The organism is Pseudomonas sp. B21-012 (assembly GCF_024749305.1).
Taxonomy (GTDB): Bacteria; Pseudomonadota; Gammaproteobacteria; order Pseudomonadales; family Pseudomonadaceae; genus Aquipseudomonas.
Window position 1 is genome coordinate 4,209,376 of sequence record NZ_CP087197.1, and the last position, 26,567, is coordinate 4,235,942.

Annotated in this window: 22 protein-coding genes and 5 tRNA genes; 12 read left to right on the forward strand and 15 right to left on the reverse strand. The window is 58.0% G+C overall.

Annotation, left to right across the window (positions count from 1 at the left end; translation table 11 throughout):
• Positions 1 to 71 precede the first annotated feature (71 nt).
• From LOY37_RS19100 to LOY37_RS19115, 4 genes are all read left to right on the forward strand, one after another.
• The gene (locus tag LOY37_RS19100; RefSeq protein WP_093380610.1) at positions 72 to 956 is read left to right on the forward strand and encodes a LysR family transcriptional regulator; all 885 of its coding nucleotides are present in this window, start codon (positions 72 to 74) and stop codon (positions 954 to 956) included.
• A gap of 61 nt (positions 957 to 1,017) precedes the next feature.
• The gene (locus LOY37_RS19105; RefSeq protein ID WP_045195120.1) at positions 1,018 to 4,314 is read left to right on the forward strand and encodes a PAS domain S-box protein; all 3,297 of its coding nucleotides are present in this window, start codon (positions 1,018 to 1,020) and stop codon (positions 4,312 to 4,314) included.
• A gap of 138 nt (positions 4,315 to 4,452) precedes the next feature.
• Positions 4,453 to 4,761 carry a transposase gene (locus LOY37_RS19110; protein ID WP_258715522.1) on the forward strand — a complete coding sequence of 103 codons (309 nt, stop codon included), beginning with the start codon at positions 4,453 to 4,455 and terminating at the stop codon, positions 4,759 to 4,761.
• Between the two features lie 8 nt (positions 4,762 to 4,769).
• Positions 4,770 to 5,600 (forward strand): IS3 family transposase, encoded by an 831-nt coding sequence (locus LOY37_RS19115; RefSeq protein ID WP_258717184.1) that lies wholly within the window; start codon positions 4,770 to 4,772, stop codon positions 5,598 to 5,600.
• Positions 5,601 to 6,020: 420 nt separating this feature from the next.
• Here LOY37_RS19115 and LOY37_RS19120 read toward each other — a convergent pair whose 3' ends face one another.
• Together LOY37_RS19120 and LOY37_RS19125 are read right to left on the reverse strand one after the other, a co-directional pair.
• The gene (locus LOY37_RS19120; protein WP_045195122.1) at positions 6,021 to 6,467 is read right to left on the reverse strand and encodes an Hsp20 family protein; all 447 of its coding nucleotides are present in this window, start codon (positions 6,465 to 6,467) and stop codon (positions 6,021 to 6,023) included.
• A gap of 115 nt (positions 6,468 to 6,582) precedes the next feature.
• On the reverse strand, positions 6,583 to 7,542 hold the full coding sequence (locus LOY37_RS19125) for a tRNA-dihydrouridine synthase (protein WP_258715523.1): 960 nt from the start codon (positions 7,540 to 7,542) through the stop codon (positions 6,583 to 6,585).
• Between the two features lie 810 nt (positions 7,543 to 8,352).
• Here LOY37_RS19125 and LOY37_RS19130 point away from each other — a divergent pair.
• The 4 genes from LOY37_RS19130 to LOY37_RS19145 all read left to right on the forward strand — a co-directional run bounded on the left by LOY37_RS19130 (position 8,353) and on the right by LOY37_RS19145 (position 12,659).
• A complete protein-coding gene (locus tag LOY37_RS19130) occupies positions 8,353 to 9,216 on the forward strand; it encodes an McbB family protein (protein WP_258715524.1) in 864 nt (287 codons plus the stop codon).
• 788 nt (positions 9,217 to 10,004) lie between these two features.
• A complete protein-coding gene (locus tag LOY37_RS19135; RefSeq protein ID WP_258715525.1) occupies positions 10,005 to 11,204 on the forward strand; it encodes a YcaO-like family protein in 1,200 nt (399 codons plus the stop codon).
• Positions 11,201 to 11,953, forward strand: a complete 753-nt coding sequence (locus LOY37_RS19140; RefSeq protein ID WP_258715526.1) for a hypothetical protein — start codon at positions 11,201 to 11,203, stop codon at positions 11,951 to 11,953. Before LOY37_RS19135 ends, LOY37_RS19140 begins: the two co-directional genes overlap by 4 nt.
• Before the next feature lies 1 nt (position 11,954).
• Complete coding sequence (locus LOY37_RS19145; protein ID WP_258715527.1) at positions 11,955 to 12,659, forward strand: ATP-binding cassette domain-containing protein; 705 nt, start codon at positions 11,955 to 11,957, stop codon at positions 12,657 to 12,659.
• Positions 12,660 to 12,674: 15 nt separating this feature from the next.
• On the opposite strand, the gene LOY37_RS19150 is transcribed toward LOY37_RS19145, so the two are convergent.
• From LOY37_RS19150 to gltX, 8 genes are all read right to left on the reverse strand, one after another.
• On the reverse strand, positions 12,675 to 13,106 hold the full coding sequence (locus tag LOY37_RS19150; protein WP_258715528.1) for a thioesterase family protein: 432 nt from the start codon (positions 13,104 to 13,106) through the stop codon (positions 12,675 to 12,677).
• 44 nt (positions 13,107 to 13,150) lie between these two features.
• Positions 13,151 to 13,984: an alpha/beta fold hydrolase gene (locus LOY37_RS19155; RefSeq protein WP_123567284.1), complete on the reverse strand. Its 834-nt coding sequence runs from the start codon at positions 13,982 to 13,984 to the stop codon at positions 13,151 to 13,153.
• Between the two features lie 28 nt (positions 13,985 to 14,012).
• Positions 14,013 to 14,552: a TetR/AcrR family transcriptional regulator gene (locus LOY37_RS19160; protein ID WP_045195130.1), complete on the reverse strand. Its 540-nt coding sequence runs from the start codon at positions 14,550 to 14,552 to the stop codon at positions 14,013 to 14,015.
• Between the two features lie 178 nt (positions 14,553 to 14,730).
• Positions 14,731 to 14,806 (reverse strand) — tRNA-Glu (locus LOY37_RS19165).
• A gap of 44 nt (positions 14,807 to 14,850) precedes the next feature.
• Positions 14,851 to 14,926, reverse strand: a tRNA-Ala gene (locus tag LOY37_RS19170).
• A gap of 53 nt (positions 14,927 to 14,979) precedes the next feature.
• Positions 14,980 to 15,055 (reverse strand) — tRNA-Glu (locus tag LOY37_RS19175).
• Positions 15,056 to 15,134: 79 nt separating this feature from the next.
• A tRNA-Ala gene (locus LOY37_RS19180) sits at positions 15,135 to 15,210 on the reverse strand.
• Positions 15,211 to 15,490: 280 nt separating this feature from the next.
• Positions 15,491 to 16,972: a glutamate--tRNA ligase gene (gltX, locus tag LOY37_RS19185; RefSeq protein WP_045195132.1), complete on the reverse strand. Its 1,482-nt coding sequence runs from the start codon at positions 16,970 to 16,972 to the stop codon at positions 15,491 to 15,493.
• Between the two features lie 144 nt (positions 16,973 to 17,116).
• Here gltX and LOY37_RS19190 point away from each other — a divergent pair, with 144 nt between their 5' ends.
• Both LOY37_RS19190 and LOY37_RS19195 read left to right on the forward strand, forming a co-directional pair.
• A complete protein-coding gene (locus LOY37_RS19190) occupies positions 17,117 to 18,166 on the forward strand; it encodes an HlyD family secretion protein (RefSeq protein ID WP_045195134.1) in 1,050 nt (349 codons plus the stop codon).
• Positions 18,156 to 19,706 carry an MDR family MFS transporter gene (locus LOY37_RS19195; RefSeq protein ID WP_258715529.1) on the forward strand — a complete coding sequence of 517 codons (1,551 nt, stop codon included), beginning with the start codon at positions 18,156 to 18,158 and terminating at the stop codon, positions 19,704 to 19,706. The genes LOY37_RS19190 and LOY37_RS19195 overlap by 11 nt, the downstream gene beginning before the upstream one ends.
• Positions 19,707 to 19,791: 85 nt before the next feature.
• Here the strand turns inward: LOY37_RS19195 and uvrB are convergent, their stop codons facing one another.
• Positions 19,792 to 21,807 carry an excinuclease ABC subunit UvrB gene (gene uvrB / locus LOY37_RS19200; protein WP_045195137.1) on the reverse strand — a complete coding sequence of 672 codons (2,016 nt, stop codon included), beginning with the start codon at positions 21,805 to 21,807 and terminating at the stop codon, positions 19,792 to 19,794.
• 308 nt (positions 21,808 to 22,115) lie between these two features.
• Here uvrB and LOY37_RS19205 point away from each other — a divergent pair, with 308 nt between their 5' ends.
• Together LOY37_RS19205 and LOY37_RS19210 are read left to right on the forward strand one after the other, a co-directional pair.
• Positions 22,116 to 23,312, forward strand: a complete 1,197-nt coding sequence (locus tag LOY37_RS19205; protein WP_258715530.1) for an amino acid aminotransferase — start codon at positions 22,116 to 22,118, stop codon at positions 23,310 to 23,312.
• Between the two features lie 63 nt (positions 23,313 to 23,375).
• Positions 23,376 to 23,451 (forward strand) — tRNA-Asn (locus LOY37_RS19210).
• A gap of 120 nt (positions 23,452 to 23,571) precedes the next feature.
• On the opposite strand, the gene LOY37_RS19215 is transcribed toward LOY37_RS19210, so the two are convergent.
• The 4 genes from LOY37_RS19215 to LOY37_RS19230 all read right to left on the reverse strand — a co-directional run bounded on the left by LOY37_RS19215 (position 23,572) and on the right by LOY37_RS19230 (position 26,549).
• On the reverse strand, positions 23,572 to 24,132 hold the full coding sequence (locus LOY37_RS19215; protein WP_258715531.1) for a DUF1285 domain-containing protein: 561 nt from the start codon (positions 24,130 to 24,132) through the stop codon (positions 23,572 to 23,574).
• A gap of 10 nt (positions 24,133 to 24,142) precedes the next feature.
• On the reverse strand, positions 24,143 to 24,748 hold the full coding sequence (locus LOY37_RS19220; RefSeq protein WP_045195142.1) for a DUF4823 domain-containing protein: 606 nt from the start codon (positions 24,746 to 24,748) through the stop codon (positions 24,143 to 24,145).
• A gap of 66 nt (positions 24,749 to 24,814) precedes the next feature.
• Positions 24,815 to 25,783 (reverse strand): GTP 3',8-cyclase MoaA, encoded by a 969-nt coding sequence (locus LOY37_RS19225; RefSeq protein ID WP_258715532.1) that lies wholly within the window; start codon positions 25,781 to 25,783, stop codon positions 24,815 to 24,817.
• A gap of 127 nt (positions 25,784 to 25,910) precedes the next feature.
• A complete protein-coding gene (locus LOY37_RS19230; protein WP_045195146.1) occupies positions 25,911 to 26,549 on the reverse strand; it encodes a TetR/AcrR family transcriptional regulator in 639 nt (212 codons plus the stop codon).
• Positions 26,550 to 26,567: the final 18 nt, after the last annotated feature.

Here is a 26,567-nt window from a genome sequence, read left to right on the forward strand (position 1 = left end):
GCTATGCCGGTAGATTGAATAACTCAAATTCATAATTTTTATGCTTTGGATAACCAAAAGGAATTCGAGTAGTGGACCTGGCCAACCTCAATGCCTTTATCGCGATTGCCGAGACTGGCAGCTTCTCCGGGGCCGGCGAGCGCTTGCACCTGACCCAGCCGGCAATCAGCAAACGTATCGCCGGCCTTGAGCAGCAACTGGATGTGCGCCTGTTTGACCGCCTCGGCCGCGAGGTCAACCTGACCGAGGCAGGGCGCGCGCTGCTACCGCGCGCCTATCAGATACTGAATGTGCTGGACGACACCCGCCGGGCCCTGACCAACCTCACCGGGGAAGTCAGCGGGCGCCTGACCCTGGCCACCAGCCATCACATCGGCCTGCACCGCCTGCCGCCGCTGCTGCGAGCCTTCACCCGCCAGTACCCGGCGGTGGCGCTGGATATCCAGTTTCTCGATTCGGAAGTTGCCTACGAAGAAATCCTCCATGGCCGCGCAGAGATCGCCGTCATCACCCTGGCCCCGGAACCGCACCACCTGGTGCGTGCCGTGCCGGTATGGGACGATCCGCTGGACTTCGTCGCCGCCCCAGAGCACCCGCTGGCACGCAAAGGCGCGGTCAGCCTGGCCGACATTGCCCACCATCCGGCGGTGTTCCCCGGTGGTAACACTTTCACACACCATATCGTCCAGCGCCTGTTCGAAGCCCAGGGCCTGACGCCGAACATCGCCATGAGCACCAACTATCTGGAAACCATCAAGATGATGGTCTCCATCGGCCTGGCATGGAGCGTGCTGCCGCGTACTATGCTCGACGAGCAGGTTGCGCCCATCGCCTTGCCGGGCATACAGCTGTCGCGCCAGCTAGGCTACATTCTGCACACCGAACGAACGTTATCGAATGCCGCCAGGGCCTTTATGGCATTGCTCGACAGCCATGCAAGCCCCTTGAACCACTGAGGTAGTACCCGGGCACACCCGCCCGCTCAAGGACGCGTTATCTGCCAAAGGTCTGGTATCGATGCCCAAATCAGCAAACCGTTTTCCGCGCATGCCCCGAATTCATGCAGCGGACCCCCAGGAATCGGAGCAAACCTGGGAAAACGCCCCGCAACTGTTGGCGGCGCTTAACGGTGCGCGCCTGGGTGCCTGGTTCTGGGATGTCGAGACCGGGCAGATCAGCTGGTCGCGCGGCACCCAGGCGCTGTTCGGCTTTGACCCGCACCAGCCGCTGCCCAATGACCTGGACTACCTGGAACTGGTGCCCATGGAAGACCGCGCCCGCGCCCTGCAGGCCTTTCATGCGGTGGTCAACGGCGAGCCGGTCGAGCAAGCCCTGCGCCATCGCATCCGCTGGCCCGACGGCAGCCTGCACTGGCTGGAAATCAACGGCAGCATGACCAAGGACCGCAACGGCCGGCGACAGATGGTCGGGGTGATTCGCGAAATTACCCGCCAGCGTGAACGGGAAGCGGCGCTGATCAACTCGGAAAAGCGCTTTGCCACGCTCTTCCACCTGAGCCCCAATGTCATCCTCCTGACCCGCCGCGCCGACGGCATGATCTACGAGGTCAATCAGCACTTCGAGAACATCCTCGGCTGGCCGGGCCACCAGATCATCAACAAGAGCACCCTCGAACTTGGCCTGTGGGTGCATCCACAGCAGCGCCTGCAGGTGCTGGCGGCGACCAGCGGCACCAGCGGCCCGGTGACCCTCGAAGTGCAGTTTCGCGGCAGCAGCGGCGAAGTCCACGACGGCCTGCTCTGTACTCAGAACATCGACCTGGAAGGCACCGCCTACCTGCTCAGCACCTTCGTCGACACCAGCGAGCGCAAACGCGCCGAACAAGCGCTCAAGGACAGCCAGGAACGCCTGGACCTGGCCCTGGACTCGGCACAACTGGGCACCTGGGACTGGCACATCCCCAGCGGCATGCTCTATGGCTCGGCGCGCGCCGCCGAACTGCACGGCCTTGAGCCGGTGCCGTTTCACGAATCCTTCGAGTCGTTTTTCGAAGGCGTGCCGGAAATGGAACGCAGCAGCATGCGCCAGGCCTACCGCAGCCTGCGCGAAGGTCCGGCCGGCAATTACCAGATCACCTACCGCATCCAGATGGAAGACGGCAGCTCGCGCTTCATTGAAAGCCGCGCGCGCCTGTACCGCGATGAACAGGGCAACCCGCTGCGCATGGCCGGCACCTTGCTGGACATCACCGAACAAGTGGAGCGCGAGCAGCGCCTGACCAGTTCCGAAGAAAAGTTCGCCAGCCTGTTCCAGGCCAGCCCCGACCCGATCTGCGTGACCCGCCAGGACAGCGGCCAGTTCATCGAGATCAACCCGGCCTTTACCCAGGTGTTTGGCTGGAACGCCGAACAGGTACTGGGCAACACCGCCGAACAGATCGGCCTGTGGGCCGAGTCAGCCGAACGCGCCCGGCGCATCGAACGGGTGATCCGCGACCAGGCCTTGAACAACGTCGCCGTGGTGGTCAACCACAAGGACGGGCAGCCGCTGACCTGCGTGATTTCCAGCCGCCTGATCAAGGTCGACAACCAGCCCTGCAGCGTCACCACCCTGCGCGACATCACCCAGCAGCAGCGCGCCGAAGCGGCGCTCAAGGCCAGCGAAGAGAAATTCGCCAAGGCCTTCCATTCAAGCCCCGACGCCATCACCATCACCGAACGCGACAGCGGCCGCTACCTGGAGGTCAACGACGGTTTCTGCCGCCTGACCGGCTACAGCGCCGCTGAAGTGATCGGCCAGACTGTGCACGACATCGGCATCTGGGCCGACGACAAACAGCGCGCCGCGCTGCTCAACGAATTCCACGACAAAGGCCGCGTGCATCACCGGGAAATGCTCGGGCGCAACAAGCGTGGCGACATCCTCACCGTCGAGGTTTCGATCGAGCCGATCAACCTCAACGAAACCGAGTGCCTGCTGCTCACCGCCCGCGACGTCAGCCAGTTGAAGAATGCCCAGGCGCAGATCCGCCACCTGGCCTACCACGACCCGCTGACCAACCTGCCCAACCGCGCCCTGTTGATGGACCGCCTGAGCCAGCAGATCGCCCTGCTCAAGCGCCACAACCTGCGTGGCGCCCTGCTATTTCTCGACCTCGACCACTTCAAGCACATCAACGATTCGCTTGGCCATCCGGTCGGCGACACGGTGCTGAAGATCATCACCGCGCGCCTGGAAGCCAGCGTGCGCCTGGAAGACACCGTCGCGCGCCTGGGTGGTGACGAGTTCGTGGTGCTGCTCAGCGGCCTGGAAGGCAGCCGCGAGGAAGTCACGGAAAAAGTCCGCGAACTGGCCGATACCCTGCGCGAACTGCTGGCCGAGCCAATGTCGCTGGACGGCCAGCGCCTGCAGGTGACGCCGAGCATCGGCGTGGCGCTGATCCCCGACCACGGCTCGACCCCGGCCGATTTGCTCAAGCGTGCGGACATCGCCCTGTACCGGGCCAAGGACTCCGGGCGCAACACCACGCAAATGTTCCACACCACTATGCAAAAGGCTGCCAGCGAACGCCTGCGCATGGAAAACGACCTGCGCCTGGCCCTGGCCCGCGGCGAACTGGCCCTGCACTTCCAGCCCCAGGTCGACGCCCGCGACAACCGCATCGTCGGCGCCGAAGTGCTGTTGCGCTGGCACCACCCGCAACTGGGCCAGCAGCCGCCGGCGCAGTTCATTCAGGTACTGGAAGAAAGCGGGCTGATCCTCGAAGTTGGCAGCTGGATCCTCGACGAAGCCTGCGACGCCTGCGCCGGTATGCTGCGCGACGGCCTGATCGACCCCGACGACTTCAGCCTGTGCGTGAACATCAGCCCGCGCCAGTTCCGCCAGAACGACTTCGTCGAACGGGTAATGCGCAGCCTTGACGACTACCGCCTGCCGCACAAGATCCTCAAGCTGGAAATCACCGAAGGTATCGTCATCCAGAACCTCGAAGACACCATCAGCAAAATGCGCGAACTCAAGGCCTTTGGCGTGAGCTTTGCCATGGATGATTTCGGCACCGGCTACTCCTCGCTGACCTACCTCAAGCGCCTGCCGGTGGATGCCCTGAAGATCGACCAGTCCTTCGTCCGCGACGCCCCGATCGACCCTAACGACGCCGAAATCGTCCGCGCCATCGTCGCCATGGCCCGCAGCCTGGACCTGGCGGTGATTGCCGAAGGGGTCGAGCTGTCGGAGCAACTGGAGTTTCTTGAGCGGCTGGGCTGCCACCTGTACCAGGGCTACCTGCATAGCCGGCCGTTGCCGCTGGGGGAGTTTCGGGCGATGTTGCTTGAAGCGCCGGCGGGCTACTGAAGCTTTCGAAAATGTAGAAGCGGGCTAGCTCCGCGATATCGTCCCGCCTGCCACATCGCATCGCGGGTCAAGCTGAACTGGCCTAATGATCCCGGACACCTCTTAAGGGCGATATGATTCGCCCAACCAGGAGGCTCCATGCAAGAACGAAAGACTTATACCCGCGAGTTCAAGCAACGTGCTGCAAGCATGGTTCTTGACGACAACTGCTCGGTTCCCGAGGTCTGCGCATCAATGGACGTCGGCCCCACAGCTCTGCGCCGCTGGGTAGACCAGGTTCGTAAAGAGCGTCAGAAAGGGCAACCAGTGCCAGGTACCAAGGCAATCAGCGATGAGCAGCGGGAGCTCCAGCAGTTACGCGCCAAGATCAAACGTTTAGAGACCGAGGCCGAAATCCTAAAAAAAGCTACCGCTCTCTTGATGTCGGATCCCGATCGTTTTTCCTGATCGAGGAGCTGAGAGAGTCAGGCTCGTATCCGACCAGCCAGCTTTGCAGCGCTCTGGGCGTTTCCCGCAGTGCGTTTTATGACTGGCTCGATCGCCGCTCGGTACCCAATACCGAGCGTGATGCGCTCAGGGCAAAGGTCGTGCAATTGCATGCTGAAAGCAGGGAAAGTGCTGGTGCGAGAATGATTTCTCAGTATTTGAAGGCCCAGCAGCTAAAGGTTGGAAGGTATCTAGCTGGAAGACTTATGGCAGAAGCGAACCTGACCAGCAGACAGCGCCGTCGCCACCAATATCGCTCCAGAGGTGTAGAAGCATTTGTGGCCAAGAATGTCCTTGAACGCAACTTCCAGCCCACAGCAATCAATCAGGTGTGGTGCGGTGACGTAACCAGCCTGATGATTGGGAAGCGCTGGTATCACTTGGCCGTGGTCATTGACCTGTTCGCCCGGCGGGTCATTGGCTGGTCATTTTCTCTGATCAATGATGCCCACCTGGTCAGCAAGGCCTTGGGAATGGCGGTGGGAGTACGAGGCAAACATGCGGGCTTGGTGTTTCATTCGGATCAAGGCTGCCAATACACCAGCCAACGCTTCCAATCCGAACTGCTTGAGCATGGCATAACCCAAAGCATGAGCCGCAGAGGCCAATGCTGGGACAACGCACCAACGGAGCGCTTATTTGGCACGCTCAAATCAGAATGGGTGCCCGCCAAGGGCTATGCAACGATCGAAGAAGCCAGACAGGACATGACCAGCTTCTTCTTGCGCTACAACCAAATCAGGCTCCATAGCTACAACAACTACCTGTCGCCAATAGCAATGGAGCAGTTGGCAGCTTGATCACCGTAATCGGTGTCCGGTAAAACTTGACCAGAACAAGCCCGCTCCCACAAAAGCAACTCGAATCGTGCTCTTGATCTGCTTTTGATCTTGATCCACCTGGCCCCGTCAACCAGAAGGGCCGAGTGCAGGTGTTGCGAAGGGGCTAGTGCGCAGCACCTTCGGCGTTAGCCGAAGTTGCGAAACGTAGAGTTGCTTGCAACTCGTAGTTCGCAATGCCCCGTAGCGACACCGGAGCGAGGGAACCCGAAGCGCAGCGTAGGGCCCACTGGTGGGGCGAGAATTTTTGCTTACTTTTTTTTCGACTGAAAAAAGTAAGCCGCCGTAAGGGCGGAAAGGTGCCTCGGCAGCACCCTCGCCAATGGATAATCACCAAAGACAAAAAGGGCACCCGAAGGTGCCCTCATTCACATCAACCAATCAATTCAGAGCAGGCTTGCTCTCACCATTGATAGGAATCCGCTTGGCCTTGGCCTCTTCCGGCACAATCCTCAGCAGATCAATGCTCAGCAGCCCGTTCGCCAGACCAGCCGCCTTGACCTCGATATGGTCAGCCAACCGGAACGACAACTTGAACGCCCGTTGGGCGATGCCCTGATGCAGATAGGTAACGCTATCAGCGTTGCTGTCACGCTTGCCGCCAGTCACGGTCAAGACGCCTTTTTCCACCTGCAGGTCCAGATCCTGCTCCTGGAAACCGGCCGCAGCAACGACGATTCGATAATGGTCATCGCCATGTTTTTCAACGTTGTAGGGAGGGTAGCTGCTACCCGCCTCATTACGCGCCGCAGATTCGAACAGGTCATTGAAACGGTCGAAACCCACGGAATGGCGGAACAGTGGAGCCAGAGAAAAAGCAGTAGTCATGATGCATCTCCTGAAAATCAGCGAGTTTGTGTAGTAGCGCGACCCGACTTCGGCATCGCGTACTCCCTAGATAAGGACCCTCGCCTGCTTTTCAAGCAACCCTGCAAAAATTTTTTCAGGCCGCCTCGCTGACCGGTACACCAATCAACTGCCCGACCCGATCGCAGTCGGTTTCCCGACGCAATTCGGTGAACAGCGCCACCGCTTCGGGGTAGGTGCGGGTCAGCATTGCCACCCATTGCTTGAGTCGCCCCGGCGCCTGGCGCGGGGTCATCTGCGCGCGGGCCTGGCCCCAGAAGTCCTGGATCAGCGGCAGCAAACTCTGCCAGTCCATGGGCACGAACTCGACGCCATCGCGTTCGGCGGCAATCTGCCGGGCCAGGTCCGGGCGCGAAACCAGGCCACGCCCCAGCATGATGTCTTCAACGCCACTGACTTCGCGGCAGCGCCGCCAGTCTTCCAGGGTCCAGACCTCGCCGTTGGCATACACCGGCACCTTGACCGCCTCTTGCACCCGCGCCACCCACTCCCAATGGGCCGGCGGCTTGTAGCCGTCAACTTTGGTCCGCGCGTGCACCACCAACTGCTCGGCGCCGCCTTCGGCCAGGGCCCGGGCACAGTCCAGGGCGCCGTCGGGGCTGTCGAAACCCAGGCGCATCTTGGCCGTGACCGGGATATGCGCAGGCACCGCGCGACGCACTTCACACAAGATCGCGTGCAGCAGTTCCGGCTCCTTGAGCAGCACCGCCCCGCCCCGCGACTTGTTGACGGTCTTGGCCGGGCAGCCAAAGTTGAGGTCGATCACCGGCGCGCCCAGCTCACAGGCCAGCACTGCGTTGTCGGCCAGGCACACCGGGTCGGAACCGAGCAATTGCACCCGCAACGGCACCCCGGCCGCAGTGCGGGCGCCCTGGCTCAGCTCCGGCGCGAGCTTTTCGAAGGTCGCCGCCGGCAGCAGGCGGTCGCAGACCCGAATGAACTCGGTGACACACCAGTCGATGCCGCCCACCTGGGTCAGTACGTCGCGAAGAATGTCGTCGACCAGCCCCTCCATCGGGGCCAGGGCAATTTGCATGGAGGCTGACCTGTTGAAAAAACGCGATTCTAACAAAGCCCGGACGACGGCAACAATTACCGAAGAAAATGAGGCAAACCAGCGATCACAAGGTGATTTCTCCCATGATGGTTGCTGATGCGGCGAGCAAACCTCTTTCTCGACATCCACTCAATACTCCGCCAACGCCACTATAAACAAAAATAATAAAAACCTTCCGTCGGAATTTTGCACAACAACAAATTACAAACCAAGAAACAAAGTCCTAATAAAAAAGAAATCTCACAAAAATTATCAAGACATGGACTACAAAAAGTAAGGAACCGATAACACCTGCCTTGAAATACAGAAAGCTCCTACAACAGATACATACTTAACTCAAGACATTTCAACAGACCTTTCCGAAATCAACCACTCCCCTTTAAACAAGAAATGGCCACATCGCTTCCAGCTTATGCGCCGTGCTTTGACAGAAAAAATAAAAACACCTAAACATTTCACACCTTCAACGAAATCTGAAGGACATCAAGTCGAGATATCTTTTACTACTGGAGAAAAAACAAATGAACAGTGATCAAAAACTAGGCGAAATCCTTGTAAGTACTAACAACCCAGAAATCTCAAACATGGAGTTTTTTGGCGGATCAGGAGGTGCAGGCGGATGCGGGGGAAGCGGCGGTTGCGGCGGCGGCGGTGGATGTAGTGGCGGGAGTGGTGGCTCAGGAGGTAGTGGTAACAATGGGATTAGCGAGCTAGAACCTTCTAGCTAACTACTGAAATGGCCTGTGTCTCAAAACCAGCGCATGAGAGACGCAGGCCTAGGAGACGGACATGCAAATACGAATAAACAATTATGAAATATTAAATTTTGACACAGACACACTACTCTATTCCGAAAAAGGAATAACAAAAATACACTCCCCCAACCTGGAAAGAGCACTTAGAGCAATAAAAGAAACCCACCTACCAGAAACAACTACCGGACAGCTAAATAAGGTATTCCAAGAACACAATCTAGAGCCAGACGAAGTCCTAGAATTCCTCAAGCAAGTGTTAACTATCAGCCAAATCAAAGAAAACCCATATTTCAACAAGGCGCACATCTATCATGACTGGGAAATTACCTCAGAACTTACAAAATACATTACGAAGAATACTAACGCGACGATAAGTTTAACAAAACTTAACTACGACACACCAATCAAACCAGCACAAAAAACATTTTTTGTTTTATCAAGCCTAACGCTTAACCCTTCAAAGCTTCGTGACTTATACTTCAAAACCTGCAGAGAAAATACTGACTGTGCAATATGCATTGGGTTTATCAGCGGAAACTGCTTTCATTTAACAGAGCCTTTCGTACCTGAGATCGGTAACCCGTGCGCCTTTTGCGTCATTGATCGAATAATCAGCTATGAGACCCAGCGCCCGGGATTTAATTTATGGACAAAAATGTTGAATTTTTGCCAAACAAACAGAATCAGTCTACCGCCGCAACCCCTAGACCCATTACAGCTAACATTGATTCTAAGTGCAATCGTTAAAAGTATCACCACCCTCACTACTTCCCAACCCCGAAAAGTCACTCAAGACTCCACATTGCAGTCCACGACTTTAAACCTTGAAAGTGGGCTTATAACCAAACAGTCCACCAGCCACTGGCTGATGTGCGAATGTCTGAGACTTAATCAATGACAATCTCTCACGATTACTATTTGAAATTTCTTGCAAACGACGTATTCGAGGAAACCCTATCCTTCCATTCGAAAGGAAACTTCACGATACACAGATCGACGAAACACTTTACCACCTTGCATCACCTCAGTGAAAGCGAGTTAAAAACGCTTACTGGTAACGAGATCAAACTATATCCGGACATAGCCACAGAACATGATCAGCACCATATCCCACAAATAAACACGGAACACCCACTAAGTAGAAACGAGTCCTGCAATGAGTTTTTTGGCCAAAGCATTCCCTTCCAAAATATTGGAAAGCTCCTTTCCCCACTGCTGGGAAAACCTGAACATAAATTCAAACGTGGCTACCCAAGTGGAGGTGCACTGTACCCAGTGGAAATATTTTGTTGCAATTTATCAAGAAAAAACACTGACTGGCCAAAAAATCAAAACATTCTACACCTACTCCCGAGGTCTAGAAAATTTGAACCCTTAGCATCGAATATAAACACTAACACGTTACTACAGGCCATAACACCAGAACCTTCCGGCATAGGCAGCCCAAGCGTAGCAATAATTTATTTCATGTATTTACCTAAATCACTTTTTAAGTACCGCTACCGTGGCTATCGACTAGCCCTGATGGAGGCTGGATCAATGTATATGCTGATTGATCTTCGATGCAAAGAACTACACCTTCAAAATCGAATGTGGTCTGGCTTTTCAGATCACCAAATAACAAAGACTCTTAAATTAAATCCGGCGTTATTCTTACCCCTATGCATACAACTAATTGGGTGACACATGAATCTGTATCGTGACAACCATCAAGACTTTCAACCAGATTTTTTATATTGCCAACCCAGCGCGACTACAACTCTTCCAAGCTGCGTTGAAGCAGGTAATTATTGGCAGGTCTTTGGATCAGGTGTTGGGTGGGGTGATGTCTCTTTCACCTCCGCATTCGGTGAGTACTTGGAACGCAAACACTTCTATTTGGATATTCAGAGTACATCTTACGATCAGTTAAGATCATCGCTCTCTCCCCAAGAAGTAAATGAATTTATTCTTGCCTTTTCGCAAACATCGCACCAGAACATATATAAAAACGCCCTACTTCAACAAAAATTCAAGCTCAGCAGAGCATGGCGGATTGTCGACTTTACCCCTTGCAACATACCAACTGTCTGCATTTCATTATCACCCTTAATCGATTGCAAGGATGACAATATTCTTCCCAACAGAGACACTTGCGGATGCTGCATCCATCAAACTATAGATAAGGCAATTCTTGGTTCAATCAAGGAATTACTCGAGAGACAATTTCTTTTGAGATTCTGGCTAACTGATACGTGCCGCAAAAAAATAAAAAACACTCAAGCATTAGAAGCACTAAAAAAATCATACGCTAGAAATCTATTTGAAGCCCTGAGCAACGCTGGCGAGCTTTGTATTCTCGACATCAGTGATACCAATTTCCCAGGCATCTGCATTTTGATTGTATACGGAAGCCCCGACAAATACCGATCAGTGAAATATTGCGCCGGAATGTCCTATTCGGAATGCTTTGGCGACGCATTGGAAAAATCAATTCTAGAACTTTGGCAGACTTATAGATTCATGAACAACTTTGTAGCCAGCAACCAACGTTTAGAAACCATAAAAGACCACTACTTAAGACATTTTCTTAGTTGCAACAATTACGACACCTATCTTGAAGTGGCTAGCTCATCCTCATCACCAAGCACCTCAACTAAATCAGCCCCCCTTACCTTAACATCACTAATCGACAGAGTCAGATCACTGAGCCTAAACGGATACATATACATAGAAAGTATACCTCTACCCCATAAATCGCAGGTTTTTGCCAGCAAGTACATTTCACCAAACCTATTCCTTCACATGAATAACGCTTCAAATATAAACCATGACAATAGCTACTCAGCACAGTTTAAAAATACGACAAAAAAACACAGACAAGAAAAAATGGTCCCTTTCCCATGAGCAAAAAATTCGCCGAGCACCACACACAAAGAATCCTCTCAATAACATACACACTAACGAAAGAACAAATCAATGAGCCAATTGCAATACTATGGATAATAATATCGCCATCTCTGTTATTCTATTTCCTTGGCTTCTCAAAAAAAAGCGAGAACATAGTCAATCATAACTATATTGATAGTGCATCATGGTTTTACTCTTACATGGCATCCAGCATCGCTTTATTTGGCTTTAGCTTTTACTTGATTGGCCGAAGGGAAAGCGGGTTTATCCGCTCCTTCATATTCAAAAAAACATCAATATCTATTTATCTAGCTTCGCACATTATAAGCCACTCTACTATCAGCTTGTTTTACGCAACTATATTTTATCTTACTTCTCGCCCTACCTTTGGACCCTACGTACTTGAAGAGTACGCAGATATATTACTTCGATTTTACGCCAGCTATACTTTCTACTCTTCACTTGGACTATTACTGGCGCTAGCCCCCCTACGGTTTTCCACTGCGAATACTCTTTTTTCTGCAGTATCATTTTTGATGATCTCATGCGGCTACTTAGGCGCATCATCCCCGGAATCAATTCCCGCCAAATTGAATCAGATTAATCCGTTGTACTTTGCACAGTCCATCATGACCGGCGCGCTAGACATCATCACGGCGCTTACTATTTCACTAACATCATTGTTAATTAGCTGCCTCATTTTCTATAATAATTTCCGCATCAACCCTGTCTGGAGCCGCTATTGAGATGAACATCATAAGCGTAAACAACATAAGCTTCAGGTACCAACAAGACAACATTTTTGACAATGCCACCCTACACTTACAAAAAGGCACGCTGGGAGGAGTTCTTGGACCTAACGGCTCAGGCAAAACAACGCTTTTTGATATGCTCTGTGGTCTACGCCACCCAGCTGAAGGGAGCGTTTTGAATCAAGCAGCACAACCACTTTATCTTTCGCAAATACTTTCCCCACCGTCGTCACTTCAGATGGCAGACATACACCGCTTGATATGTAATTTGACAACTCCCACCCCACCTTGTGGAGAGCAAACATTCGAAAAACTAAAGCAGTGGTCACCAACTATCAGCAAACGCTATGTCGCCCTGTGGAAAAAAAAGCCCGCAACATGTAGCTACGGAGAAATCCGCGCGTTCTTTGCATTAACCTTGCTGACACTTCCTTGTGATTTACTAATTCTCGACGAACCAACTGCCGGAATAGACCCCGAATTTCGTTATTACATTTGGCTTTGTTTGCAGCAAGCGTGCAGCGAAGGCATCTCCGTTTTAGTTTCTTCTCACCATATAGAGGAAATCACTAGTCATTGCGATCAATTTCACTTGATCCACAGGCGCCGTTTTCTTCCTTTCAACGATGCGGAAGGTTTCATGGATTACTTCAACGCCACCTCACTCGACGAGGCATTCATCAACGGAGCTATTCAGTAAATGGTTCAGGTACGCCTATAGAAGCAGCGCCGGGCCATAGCCGTCGATAAACTCGGCCGGCATGCGCTTGGGTCGCCCTGTGGATAACTCGATGCAGACGAAGGTGGTTTGCGCACGCAGCAAAGTGGTGCCGTCGCTGGGGCGGACCAGCTGGAAGCGCCGGGTCATTTTCAGCCGCTGGTCCCAGTCGACGATCCAGGTTGCCAGTTGCAGCTCGTCGTCTTCGTAGGCAGCGGCCAGGTAGTCGATTTCGTGGCGGACCACCGCCATGGCCCGGTCCAGGCGCCGGTATTCGGCCAGGTCCAGCCCCAGGCGCTGGGAGTGGCGCCAGGCGCAGCGCTCGAGCCAGGTGACGTAGACCGCGTTGTTGGCGTGGCCGAGGCCGTCGATGTCGTCGGCAGCGACCCGCAGGTCGATGATGAACGGTGTTGCCAGGTCCCAACTCATGCCCGCTCCAGATCCGTGGTTAACGGGCAGAGTGTACCGGATGCTCAGGCCGATTGCCGGGCCGGTGAACTGCTGCGCTGCAGCAGCGCCAGCACCCCTTCGCGCACTTGTGGGTCAGCCAGCACCCGCAGGTGACCACCGTCGGGCAGGCGCAGCAGGCGGCTGTCGAACCAGGCGCGGTGGATGGCGTCGGACTCGTCTACCGGTACCAACTGGTCGTCCTCGGCATGCACGATCAAGCCGGGCAGCTCCAGTTGGTAGCCGCTGACATCCAGGCGGGAAATCTGCACGCCGACATCGCGCTCAATCTGGCGAATGAACGCCGCCCGCGCCCGCGCCGGCATGCCCAGGTGACGAGCGAAACCGCGGATCACGCCAAGCAACTGCGCCGGCGCGGCGATGCTCACCGCCACTTCGGCGCGCAGCCCCCACTGCAACGCCAGGAGCATGCTGGCGCCGCCCATGGAATGGCCAACCACGGCCTTGAGCGGCGGCAGTTCGGCGGCGGCTTCCAGCAAGGCACGGGCGAACAGCACCACGTTAGCTTCGTTGCCCGGCGAGCGGCCATGGGCCGGGCCTTCCAGGGCCACGGCGGTGTAACCGGCGTCGACCAGGCTGTCGATCAGGTGGGCGAACTGGGTCGGGCGCCCTTCCCAGCCGTGCATCAGCAGCACGGTCGGGCCCTGGCCCCAACGCAGTGCCGAGAGGCCGAAACGCAAGGTTATGCGCTCGGCGCGGGCCAGCAGCGGCAGCTCCCAGTCTCGCGGCGGCCGGTTGCGCGGGGTCATGAAGGCACGGCGCATCTTGCGTGCGATATGTTCCGGCGCCAGATGCCCGAGGGTGCCGTTAACGCTACGAATCCAGCTCAAGGTATTCATCGCTTCACTCCGGTGGATATCGCGTGGTTCAGACAACCGCCGACTTGGCGGCGCGCAGGATGCGGTCAGACAGCTCGTCAGTGCCCAGGGCCCGGGCCAGGGCCAGGCCACCAATCATCAGGGCCATGTCGGCGAGCACCTTGTCGGCCTCTTCCGGGCTGTCGGCGAGGTTGGCCATCATCAGTTCAATGTGTTCGGCCAGCACTTCGCGGAAGGCTTCCGGAAGGCGCGCCATTTCGCCCAGCGAGGTCGGCAGCGGGCAGGCACGCTCGGTGGCGTCGCGGTGCTTGCGCGACAGGTAGAAGGCGGCAACCAGAGCCCGGCGCTCCTCGCCGCTCATGTTCGGGTCGACTTCGGCGAGCAGCGCCCGACGCTCGCCCAGCAACTGGCGAAAGGCTTCGAGCATCAACGCGTCCTTGCTGTCGAAATGGGCGTAGAAGCCACCGACGGTCAGGCCGGCGGCGCCCATCACCTGATTGACGCTCGGCTCGGCGGGGCCATGCTGGATCAGCGCACTGCAGGCAGCATCGAGAATCCGTTCGCGGGTCTTGGCCTTTTTGTCGTTCATGCTCGCCTCCAAAATATTATGGCTAGAATATTATTCTCATCATATTTTTTCGCAAGCAGAAATTGCTGCCGCTGGTCGGGTCAGGCAAGAAAGGCGTGAGGAGAAGTTTTTTCAAGACAAAAACAAAAGGCTCATTCAATAATCGAATGAGCCTTGAAATCCCACAAAGTGGGTAAAATGGCGTCCCCTAGGGGACTCGAACCCCTGTTACCGCCGTGAAAGGGCGGTGTCCTAGGCCACTAGACGAAGGGGACTTGTAACCTTCGTGCAGATCCGTTTTCACGAATCCTGGCAAAATTGGTGGAGCTAAGCGGGATCGAACCGCTGACCTCCTGCATGCCATGCAGGCGCTCTCCCAGCTGAGCTATAGCCCCAGATTTCTAGCCTCGCGGCCCAGCGACTTCTTTCGATGTCGCTTGTGTAAAACTGGCGTCCCCTAGGGGACTCGAACCCCTGTTACCGCCGTGAAAGGGCGGTGTCCTAGGCCACTAGACGAAGGGGACGAACCTTCTTACCTTACCAACCCGGTCGCTGGAACCCGGTTGATTCCGCAGTCAGTCTAGCTGACTGCGAATCGGAATTTGGTGGAGCTAAGCGGGATCGAACCGCTGACCTCCTGCATGCCATGCAGGCGCTCTCCCAGCTGAGCTATAGCCCCACAATGTCGCTTTGAACTTGAATCGCTTGGCTGGGTGCTTCGCGTTTCGTTTTCGTTCATCGCTGTGGACGGGGCGCATATTAAGATCGGATGGCGAACCTGTCAAATATATTTTCAACAAAATTCAAAAAAAATTTCCGAGATAACAAACACTTACCGCCCGAGCGGATGAAACACCCCGGTTTTACAGGGGTTTGCGGGCTTCTTCGCGGGGCAAGCCCGCGCCTACTGAACAGGTAGGAGCGGGCTTGCCCCGCGAAGTTTTACCAAGGTCAGGCAATCAGGCGATGGTGCCCAGGAGCTTTTCCCACTCTTTGTTTTCTTTCTTCGACACACCACCGAGCAGGTCCAGAGCCTGGCGCAGGCGGTAGCGGGTCAGGTCCGGGCCGAGGATTTCCATGGCATCGAGCACCGAAACCGAGCTGGCCTGGCCGGTGATGGCGGCAAACATCAGCGGCATGGCATCACGCAGCTTCAGCTCCAGGGCTTCGACCACCGCCTGGATGCAAGCGGTGATCCGCTCTTTTTCCCACTGGCGCAGGCTTTCGAGCTTCCACAGGATCAGCTGGATCACCTGGCGTACCTGGTCGGCCGAGAGCTTTTTGCTTTCGAACAGCTTGGCGTCGAGCTTGAGCGCACCTTCAAAGAAGAAGCCGCCCAGCGGCACGACCTGGCTGAAGGTCTCTACCCTGCCCTGCACGTGCGGCGCGATCTGCATCATGTAGTCGCTGTTGAACGCCCATTTCTGCAGGCGCGCAGCGAATTCCTCTACCGGCAGTTCGCGCAGCCACTGGCCATTGAGCCACGACAGCTTCTCGATGTCGAAGATCGGCCCGCCGAGGGACACCCGCGACAGGTCGAAGTGCTCGACCATCTCGGCCAGGGAGAATTTCTCGCGCTCGTCCGGCATCGACCAGCCCATGCGGCCCAGGTAGTTGAGCATGGCTTCGGGCATGAAGCCCATGCGCTCGTAGAAGGTCACCGAGGTCGGGTTCTTGCGCTTGGACAGCTTGCTCTTGTCCGGGTTACGCAGCAGCGGCATGTAGCACAGGGTCGGTTGTTCCCAGCCGAAGTACTCGTACAGCTTGATCAGCTTGGGCGCCGACGGCAGCCATTCTTCGCCGCGCAGCACGTGGGTGATGCCCATCAGGTGGTCATCGACGACGTTGGCCAGGAAGTAGGTCGGCAGGCCGTCGGTCTTCATCAGCACCTGCATGTCCATGCGGTCCCACGGGATTTCGACGTCGCCACGGAGCATGTCCGGGACCACGCAGACGCCTTCGCTCGGCACCTTCATGCGGATCACGTGCGGCTCGCCAGCGGCCAGGCGGCGCTGCACTTCTTCAGCCGACAGCAGCAAGGCGCGACCGTCGTAGCGCGGGGTTTCGCCGCGGGCCATCTGCTCGGCACGCATCTGGTCGAGCTCTTCGGCGGTGCAGAAGCACGGGAAGGCGTGGCCAAGGTCGACCAGTTGCTGGGCGTACTGCTTGTAGATATCGCCCCGCTCGCTCTGCCGGTAAGGGCCATGCGGGCCGCCGACGTCCGGACCTTCGCTCCACTCGATGCCGAGCCAGCGCAGGGCGTCGAAGATTTGCTGTTCCGACTCGCGGGTCGAGCGCAGCTGGTCGGTATCTTCGATACGCAGGATGAACTCGCCGCCGTGCTGCTTGGCAAAGCAGTAATTGAACAGGGCGATGTAAGCGGTGCCGACGTGGGGATCGCCAGTAGGCGAAGGCGCGATACGCGTGCGAACGGTGGTCATGGACAGTCTCGAACTAGAGATGAAACAAAGGCTGGATGTTAACAGGGAGCGGGCACCGGGCTCCAGCAATGGGCGCGATCGGCACTTGTAAGCACGGCTGCAAACGCTGTTAAATTTGCTTACATTTTTACAACGATCGTACCCATGCCTGCCCAACTCAAGCGTCGCCTGCTGATTTTTCTTGCCCTTGTCCTGCTGATTGCCCTCGCCTTCCTGGCCCACTGGTACTTCAAGGGACGCTTCTATGAAAGCACCGACAACGCCTACGTGCAGGGCGAAATAACCCGGGTTTCCAGCCAGCTGAGCGCGCGCATCGATCAAGTGCTGGTACAGGACAACCAGCACGTGGCCAAGGGCGACCTGCTGGTGCGCCTTGAGCCCGAAGATTTTCGCCTGGCCGTTGAACGCGCCCGCGCCGCCCTCGATACCCGCGAAGCCGAACGCCTGCAGGCCGAAAGCCGGCTCACCCAGCAAGCCAGCCTGATTGCCGCAGGAAAAGCGCAGGTTGCCGCTAACCAGGCCACCCTCGGCCGTGCGCAACTGGACCTGAACCGCGCCGAGGCCCTGCGCAAACCGGGCTTTGTCTCGGAAGAACGGGTCACCACACTGTCAGCCGAAAACCACGTCGCCCGCTCCCAGGTGAGCAAGGCCCAGGCCGACCTGCAAGGCCAGCGCCAGCAGGTCAACGCCCTGGCCGCCGAGATCAAGCGCCTCGATGCGCAGATCGTCAACGCCCGCGCCGACCTGGCCCAGGCCGAGCTGAACCTGACCCGCAGCGAAATCCACGCCCCGATCAGCGGCATCATCGGCCAGCGCGCCGCGCGCAATGGCCAGGTGGTCCAGGCCGGCGCCTACCTGCTGTCGATCGTCCCCGATGAAGACATCTGGATTCAGGCCAACTTCAAAGAAACCCAGATCGGCCACATGCAGCCCGGGCAAAAGGCTGAACTGCTATTCGACAGCTACCCGGACACCCCGATCGAAGCGCGGGTCGACAGCCTGTTCGCCGCCTCCGGCGCGCAGTTCAGCCTGCTGCCGCCCGACAACGCCACCGGCAATTTCACCAAGGTGGTGCAGCGCATTCCGGTAAAACTGACCTTCGCCGCCAACAACCCGCTGCACGGCAAGATCCGCCCGGGCATGTCGGTAACCGCCACCGTTGATATCCGCGACAACGCCGACCATGGCCGGTGACCAGTTGATCCGTCCCGCCGGCGAACCCAGCCGGCGCGACTGGATCGCGGTAATGAGCGTGATGCTCGGCGCCTTCATGGCGGTGCTGGACATCCAGATCACCAACTCCTCGCTCAAGGACATTCAGGGCGCGCTGTCGGCAACCCTGGAGGAAGGCTCGTGGATTTCCACCTCCTACCTGGTGGCCGAGATCATCATGATCCCGCTCACCGCCTGGCTGGTGCAGTTGCTGTCGGCGCGGCGCCTGGCGGTGTGGGTGTCGCTGGGCTTTCTGGCCTCATCGCTGCTCTGCTCCATGGCCTGGAACCTGGAGAGCATGATCGTCTTCCGCGCCATGCAGGGCTTTACCGGCGGCGCGCTGATCCCCCTGGCCTTCACCCTGACCCTGATCAAGCTGCCGGAACACCACCGGGCCAAGGGCATGGCCATGTTCGCCATGACCGCCACCTTCGCCCCCTCGATCGGCCCGACCCTGGGTGGCTGGCTGACCGAGAACTGGGGCTGGGAGTACATCTTCTACATCAACATCCCGCCGGGGCTGATCATGATCGGCGGCTTGCTGTACGGCCTGGAGAAGAAAGAAGCCCATTGGGAACTGCTGAAAAGCACTGACTATGCCGGTATCGTCACGCTCGGCGTCGGCCTTGGCTGCCTGCAGGTATTTCTCGAGGAAGGCCACCGCAAGGACTGGCTGGAGTCGAGCCTGATCGTCACCCTGGGCAGCATCGCCCTGCTCAGCCTGATCACCTTCGTGATCCTGCAGTTTTCCAAACCCAACCCGCTGATCAACCTGCGCATCCTTGGCAACCGCAACTTCGGCCTGTCGAGCATTGCCAGCCTGGGCATGGGCGTGGGTTTGTACGGTTCGATCTACCTGCTGCCGCTGTACCTGGCGCAGATCCAGAACTACAACGCCCTGCAGATCGGTGAAGTGATCATGTGGATGGGCATTCCGCAGCTGTTCCTGATTCCGCTGGTGCCGCAGCTGATGAAGGTGATTTCACCGAAGATCCTCTGCACCCTGGGTTTCGGCCTGTTCGGCCTGGCCAGTTTCGGCTCCGGGGTGCTCAACCCGGACTTTGCCGGCGAGCAGTTCAACCATATCCAGATCATCCGCGCCCTCGGCCAACCGATGATCATGGTGACCATCTCGCTGATTGCCACCGCGTACATCCAGCCGCAGGACGCCGGCTCGGCCTCGAGCCTGTTCAACATCTTGCGCAACCTGGGTGGCGCCATCGGCATCGCCTTGCTGGCGACCTTGCTGGATGCACGGACCAAGGTGTATTTCGATTACCTGCGCGAGTCGATCGTGCCGAGCAACCCGCAAGTCGCGGAGCGTCTGGCGCAACTGGCAGAGCGACTGGGCAGCGATGCGGCGGCGCTGGGCAAGCTGAGTGAAATCACCCACCAGCAGGCGATGATCATGGCCTATAACGATGCCTTCCACTTTGTCGGCATCGGCTTGGCGATCAGCATGCTGGCGGTGGTGATGACGCGCAAATTGCCGCAGGGGTTGAAGGCTGGGCAGGCGCACTAATCGCGGCGCCTTATCGCGGGTCAAGTCGAGGCGTCGCACCGCCGCTCCCACAGGTATGGCAATCATAGGGCCAGCGATAAGGCCCTCAGGTGGTGATCATCCGCTCGCGCAGCGCGGTAATCTCGTCGCGCAACTGCGCCGCCGCTTCGAACTCCAGGTCCCGCGCCAGCTGGTACATTTTCTCTTCCAGCTGCTTGATGCGCTTGGCGATCTCGCCCGGTGAGCGCAGTTCGGCTTCGTAACGGGCGCTCTCCTCTGCCGCCTTGGCCATGCCCTTGCGCTTCTTGCTGCGCGAGCCGGGCACGTTGGCGCCTTCCATGATGTCGGTGATGTCCTTGACCACGCCCTTGGGCACGATGCCGTTGGCGGCGTTGAAGGCGATCTGTTTGTCGCGGCGCCGTTCGGTCTCGCCTATCGCCCGCTGCATGGAGCCGGTCATGTTGTCGGCATAGAGGATCGCCCGGCCATTGAGGTTACGCGCCGCACGGCCGATGGTCTGGATCAGCGAGCGCTCGGAACGCAGGAAACCTTCCTTGTCGGCATCGAGAATCGCCACCAGCGATACCTCCGGCATATCCAGGCCTTCACGCAGCAGGTTGATGCCCACCAGCACATCGAAGGTACCCAGGCGCAGGTCGCGGATGATCTCGACCCGCTCCACTGTATCGATGTCCGAGTGCAGGTAGCGCACGCGCACATCGTGGTCGGCCAGGTAGTCGGTGAGGTCCTCGGCCATGCGTTTGGTCAGGGTGGTGACCAGCACGCGCTCCTCGACCGCCACGCGCTTGCGGATCTCCGAGAGCAGGTCGTCGACCTGGGTCGTGGCCGGGCGCACTTCGACCTGCGGGTCGACCAGGCCGGTGGGGCGCACCACCTGTTCAACCACCCGGCCAGCATGTTCGGCCTCGTAGTTGCCAGGGGTCGCAGAAACGAAGATGGTCTGCGGGCTGACGTTTTCCCACTCGTCAAAGCGCATCGGCCGGTTGTCCAGCGCCGAGGGCAGGCGAAAGCCGTACTCGACCAGGGTTTCCTTGCGCGAGCGGTCACCCTTGTACATGGCGCCTACTTGCGGAACGCTGACGTGGGATTCGTCGATTACCAGCAAGGCATCGTCCGGCAGATAGTCGTAAAGAGTCGGTGGCGCTGCCCCGGCCGGGCGCCCGGAGAGGTAGCGCGAGTAGTTTTCGATGCCGTTGCAGTAACCCAGCTCGAGGATCATCTCCAGGTCAAAGCGGGTGCGCTGCTCCAGGCGCTGGGCCTCGACCAGCTTGTTGGCCTTGTGCAGGTACTCAAGGCGCTGGGCCAGTTCCTCCTTGATGCCGTCCACGGCCTCGAGCAGGGTCTCGCGCGGGGTCACGTAGTGGCTCTTGGGGTAGAAGGTGAAACGCGGCAGCTTGCGGATCACCTCGCCGGTCAGCGGATCGAAGGCGGCGATGTTCTCGACCTCGTCGTCGAACAGCTCGATGCGGATGGCTTCCAGGTCCGATTCGGCCGGGAAGATATCGATCACATCACCGCGCACGCGGAAGGTAGCGCGGGCAAAGTCCATTTCGTTGCGGGTGTACTGCAGGTCGGCCAGGCGGCGCAGCAGCGCACGCTGGTCGAGCTTGTCGCCGCGGTCCACGTGCAGGACCATCTTCAGGTAGGTTTCCGGGCTACCCAGGCCATAGATGCAGGACACCGTGGTGACGATGATCGCATCACGGCGCTCCAGCAGCGCCTTGGTCGCCGACAGGCGCATCTGCTCGATATGGTCGTTGATCGAGGCGTCCTTCTCGATAAAGGTGTCCGAGGACGGCACGTAGGCTTCGGGCTGGTAGTAGTCGTAGTAGGAAACGAAGTACTCGACGGCGTTGTTCGGGAAGAATGACTTGAACTCGCCATACAGCTGCGCCGCCAGGGTCTTGTTCGGCGCCAGCACCAATGTCGGGCGCTGCACCTGGGCGATCACGTTGGCAATGCTGAAGGTCTTGCCTGAGCCGGTCACCCCGAGCAGGGTCTGGTGCGCAAGGCCCGCCTCGATTCCTTCGACCATCAGGCGAATGGCCTCGGGCTGGTCGCCGGCCGGCTGGAAACGGGTGACGAGCTGGAACTCGGACATGACAAACCTCTGTGTGATCGCGATGGTTTCATCGCTGGCGCGGGCAACTGTATTTATAGACAGTAGTTATACCGAATTAAGGGCCCATTGCGCCAGTTTCAACTGAGTAACCCGGGCATTTCTGAGTATGGACCGGTGAAATCGACTAACGGTCGAAAAATATTCGGTCAAACAGCAGGAAAAGCTGCGACAGACTGTCGCCGTGACCGAGCGGTATCACTATACTGACTCCCCGTTTGTGCACCGCTCTAGTGCAAGCGACTGGAGCGTGCGACCTCTTCCACTCTCCATTCAGAGCCAAGGTAATAATGAGCCTGTTTTCCGCTGTCGAGCTGGCACCACGCGATCCCATTCTGGGCCTCAACGAAGCTTTCAACGCCGATACCCGTAGCAACAAGGTCAACCTGGGTGTAGGTGTTTACTGCAACGAAGAAGGGCGTATCCCACTGCTGCGTGCAGTGATCGAAGCCGAAACCCAGCGCGCTGCCCAGCACGCTTCCCGCGGCTACCTGCCGATCGACGGTATCGTCGCTTACGACCAGGCCGTACAGAAGCTGCTGTTCGGTGCCGAGTCGCCACTGCTGAGCGCCGGTCGCGTGATCACCACCCAGGCCGTCGGCGGTACCGGCGCCCTGAAGATCGGTGCCGACTTCCTCAAGCAGCTGTCGCCGAACGCCGTCGTCGCCATCAGCGACCCGAGCTGGGAAAACCACCGCGCCCTGTTCGAAACCGCTGGCTTCCCGGTCCAGAACTACCGCTACTACGACGCCGCCACCCACGACGTCAACCGCAGCGGCATGCTCGAAGACCTCAACGCCCTGCCGCCTGGCTCGATCATTGTGCTGCACGCCTGCTGCCACAACCCGACCGGTGTCGACCTGACCCCGCAAGACTGGAAAAACGTCCTCGAAGTGGTCAAGGCCAAGGGCCACGTGCCGTTCCTCGACATGGCCTACCAGGGCTTTGGCGCCGGCATCACTGAAGACGCCGCCGCGGTACGCCTGTTCGCCGAGTCGGGCCTGGACTTCTTCGTCTCCAGCTCGTTCTCCAAATCCTTCTCGCTGTACGGCGAGCGCGTTGGCGCCCTGTCGATCGTCACCGAGTCCAAGGAAGAGGCCACCCGCGTGCTGTCGCAAGTCAAGCGCGTGATCCGCACCAACTACTCCAACCCGCCGACCCACGGCGCGACCATCGTCGCCACCGTGCTCAACAGCCCAGAACTGCGCAAGATGTGGGAAGACGAGCTGGCCGAGATGCGCCAGCGCATCCACGGCATGCGCAAGCAGATGGTCGAGCTGCTGGCCGAGTACGGCGCCAAGCAGGACTTCAGCTTCGTCGGTCGCCAGTGCGGCATGTTCTCCTACTCGGGCCTGACCGTTGAGCAGGTCGCGCGCCTGAAGAACGAGTTCGGTATCTATGCTCTGGATACCGGTCGCATCTGCGTCGCCTCGCTGAACCAAAGCAACATCCATGTGGTGACCAAGGCGATCGTCGAGGTTCTGTAAATTACTCAATTGCATAGGGGAGGCTTGACTTCCCCTTAGCAATCAGTAAGATACGCCACAGATTCCGCGATAGCTCAGTCGGTAGAGCAAATGACTGTTAATCATTGGGTCCCAGGTTCGAGTCCTGGTCGCGGAGCCAAACACCTGAAAAACCTCCAGTTGCCCTGAGCACTGGAGGTTTTTTTCGTTTCTGGCGCGATTAAATCGCACACCCCGCCGGCAAAGCCCGGTCATCCCTCAGGGAAAACCGGGCGGACGATCAGGTCCGGCCGATGGGGTAGAAACAGCCACCACTCCAGACGCCCAGCCACTGCTGGCCATCGATCTGTCTGGGCACCGCCAGTTCGACCAACTGGTAGAAGACATTGCGATGGATCAACGCTTCGAGGTTGCTACGCATGTGCACGTACGGCGAAGGCTCCTGGGTCTGCGCGTCGATTTCAACGCGCAGCGGATGCTCGGGGCCGGCCTCGACCTGGTCGTCGACATTGCTGGTAAAGCACAACAATTGCTGCTCACCCTCGCCCTGCACCTCCAGGCTGACCGCAACAAAGGGCGCGTCATCGACCTTGATGCCGACCTTCTCCACTGGCGTCACCAGGAAGTAGTCGTCACCGTCGCGGCGGATGATGGTCGAGAACAGCCGCACCATCGGCTTGCGCCCGATCGGCGTACCCAGGTAGTACCAGGTGCCGTCACGGGCGATGCGCATGTCGATGTCGCCGCAAAAATCCGGGCTCCACAGGTGCACGGGCGGCAGGCCCTTTTCTGCCTTGGGAATCTGCGCCAGCAGATCATTGGCCTTGCCGGTGTCTTGCATCACCCTCTCCTTAACGACTCATGCCCAACAGACTGCGAGCGTAATCCTCGAGTGGCGGGCGGAGCAAATCTTCCGGCTTGTTGTCGTGGAACGTCAGCAAACCGCCGCGGCTTTTGATCCGCGCGGTGTCGATCAGGTAACGGGTGCTGGTTTCGATCAGCATCAGCTGCACCACGCCAGTATCGATGCCCAGACGATCGACCGCCTGCTCGTCATACCACTCATCGCCATTGCCGATGCGATCGTCGGTGCGGGCAAAACGGGTGTACAGCAGGTAATGGGCGCCGACTTCACGCGCTTCGATCAGCGCTTGCTCAAGGCCCAGCGGCGCAGGGGCACGGCGAACCAGCGGGAAGTACTCGACAAAGCCCTTGAAGGCTTCTTCAGCCACGACGTTGGGCCGCGGGTACGGGCCCTTGCCTGATGGCACGAAAGCACCCTGGCCAATGTAAATGAATGAATCAGGCTGCAGGCGCACCGACAGCGAACGACGGGTGTCGCTGTGATCGAGCAGACCGGCATCGCTCATGTGATAACGGGCACCCTCGCCCATATCGCTGACATTCATGCAGCCGCCCAGCGCCGTCAGCGCCAGCAGCAAAACCAGGCTACGCATCTATCCTCCAGTGGCCGGTGACGGAAAACCGGCGAACAGCTGGCAGATGCAGCTTTTGCGCCAGTCTTAGCCGCCGATGATTTTCATCACCGTCGCGCCGCCCGAAAACGCCACCGGCTGCTTGTCGCCAAGGGCTTTGACCAGCAAGCCCTGTAGCGCCGGCAAGGCCTGGTGGCGCGGTTTGTCGAGCAGGTCGCCGATATAGTGACGGTTGCTCGACGACAGGCAACCGTGCAGCCAGCCGGTGGAGGACAGGCGCAAACGCGAACAGGTACGGCAGAACGGCACGCTCTCGTTGGCGATCACGCCAAAATAACCCTGGCCCGGGATCTGGTAGCGCAAGGCGGTGGCATCCACTGGCGCGTTGGCCTGCAGGTACTCGTACTGCTCGCCGATCAATTGCAGCAAGTGCTCAAGGCTGACGAACTGCTGCAAAAAGGCATTGCTGTCGCGCGCCAGGTGCCCCATGCGCATCAGCTCGATGAAGCGCAGCTCGTAGCCGTGGGCCAGGCAGTACTCCAGCAGCGGCAGCACCTGGTCGAAGTTCTGCCCGCGCAACGGCACCATGTTGACCTTGATCTGCATGCCGGCGGCGCTGGCCTGGCTCATGCCGTCGAGCACAGTGACCAGGTCGCCGCCACGGGCAATGCGCCGGAAGGCATCCGGATCAAGGGTGTCGAGGGAAACGTTGAGGCGACGGATACCCGCTGCGCGCAGCAACGGCAGCTTGCGCGCCAGCAACTGGCCGTTGGTGGTCAGGCTGATTTCATCCAGACCCAGATTGGCAATGGAGCTGAGGAAGGTTTCCAGCTTGGGGCTGACCAGCGGCTCGCCGCCGGTGACGCGCACCCGCTCGATACCGGCGGCCTCGACCAGATAAGCCACGCCGCGGGCCATGGCCTCGGCCGAGAGCTCGTCCTGGGCCGCGACCAGACGCTTGCCGTCGGGCACACAATAGGTACAGGCGTAGTTGCAGGCAGCCGTAAGGCTGACACGCAAATTGCGAAAACGCCTGCCTTGGCGGTCGACGATCATGGGTGACTCCGGCATGGGTGAATCGGGCCTGCAAAACCTGACTCAAAAATCAGGTTTTTGCAAGCCTCATACCTGAGTATATTCCTCGCCACCCAATCCCAGTAGCTCCATGGTTTGGCTGAATGTCTCAGCTACCGGCGGTATCCGGGTCGCGCTTGCGCTTGTTGCCCATGCGCACGCCAATGTCCATGAGGAACTGGAAGAAGCCTTCCTGATCTTCCAGGACGTTGCTCCAGAACGGCGAGTGGTAGAGCGCCACGGCCCCATGCACAAGGGCCCAGGCCGCGCAATAGTGGAAGTACGGCGGTACGTCCTCAAGCTTGCCTTCGCTGATGCGACCCTTGATCAGCAGGGTCAGGCGGTCGAAGTTGGAGGCGCGGATCTTGTGCAGCTCCTCGACCATCTCCGGCACCTGGTTGCCCTTGACCACCTTCTCTTCGAGACGGTCGAACAGGCGGTAGCGCTGCGGATCACGCATGCGGAATTCGAAGTAGGCGCGCGACAGGGCTTCCTTGTCGCGGTCGACGTCGGCAGAGTGCAGCAGTTCGTTCAAATCGCGCTCGTAGTCGAGCATCAGGCGCAGGTAGATCTCCGCCTTGGATTTGAAATGCTTGTAGATCGTGCCTTTGCCGATACCGACGGCATCAGCGATCATCTCGACGGTGACACTGTCTTCACCCTGTTCGAGAAACAGCTTGAGCGCGGTATCGAGAATTTCTTGCTCTCGGCGACGAAACTCACGGACCTTACGAGGTTCTTTCTGCATAAGAAGGACTGGATCAAA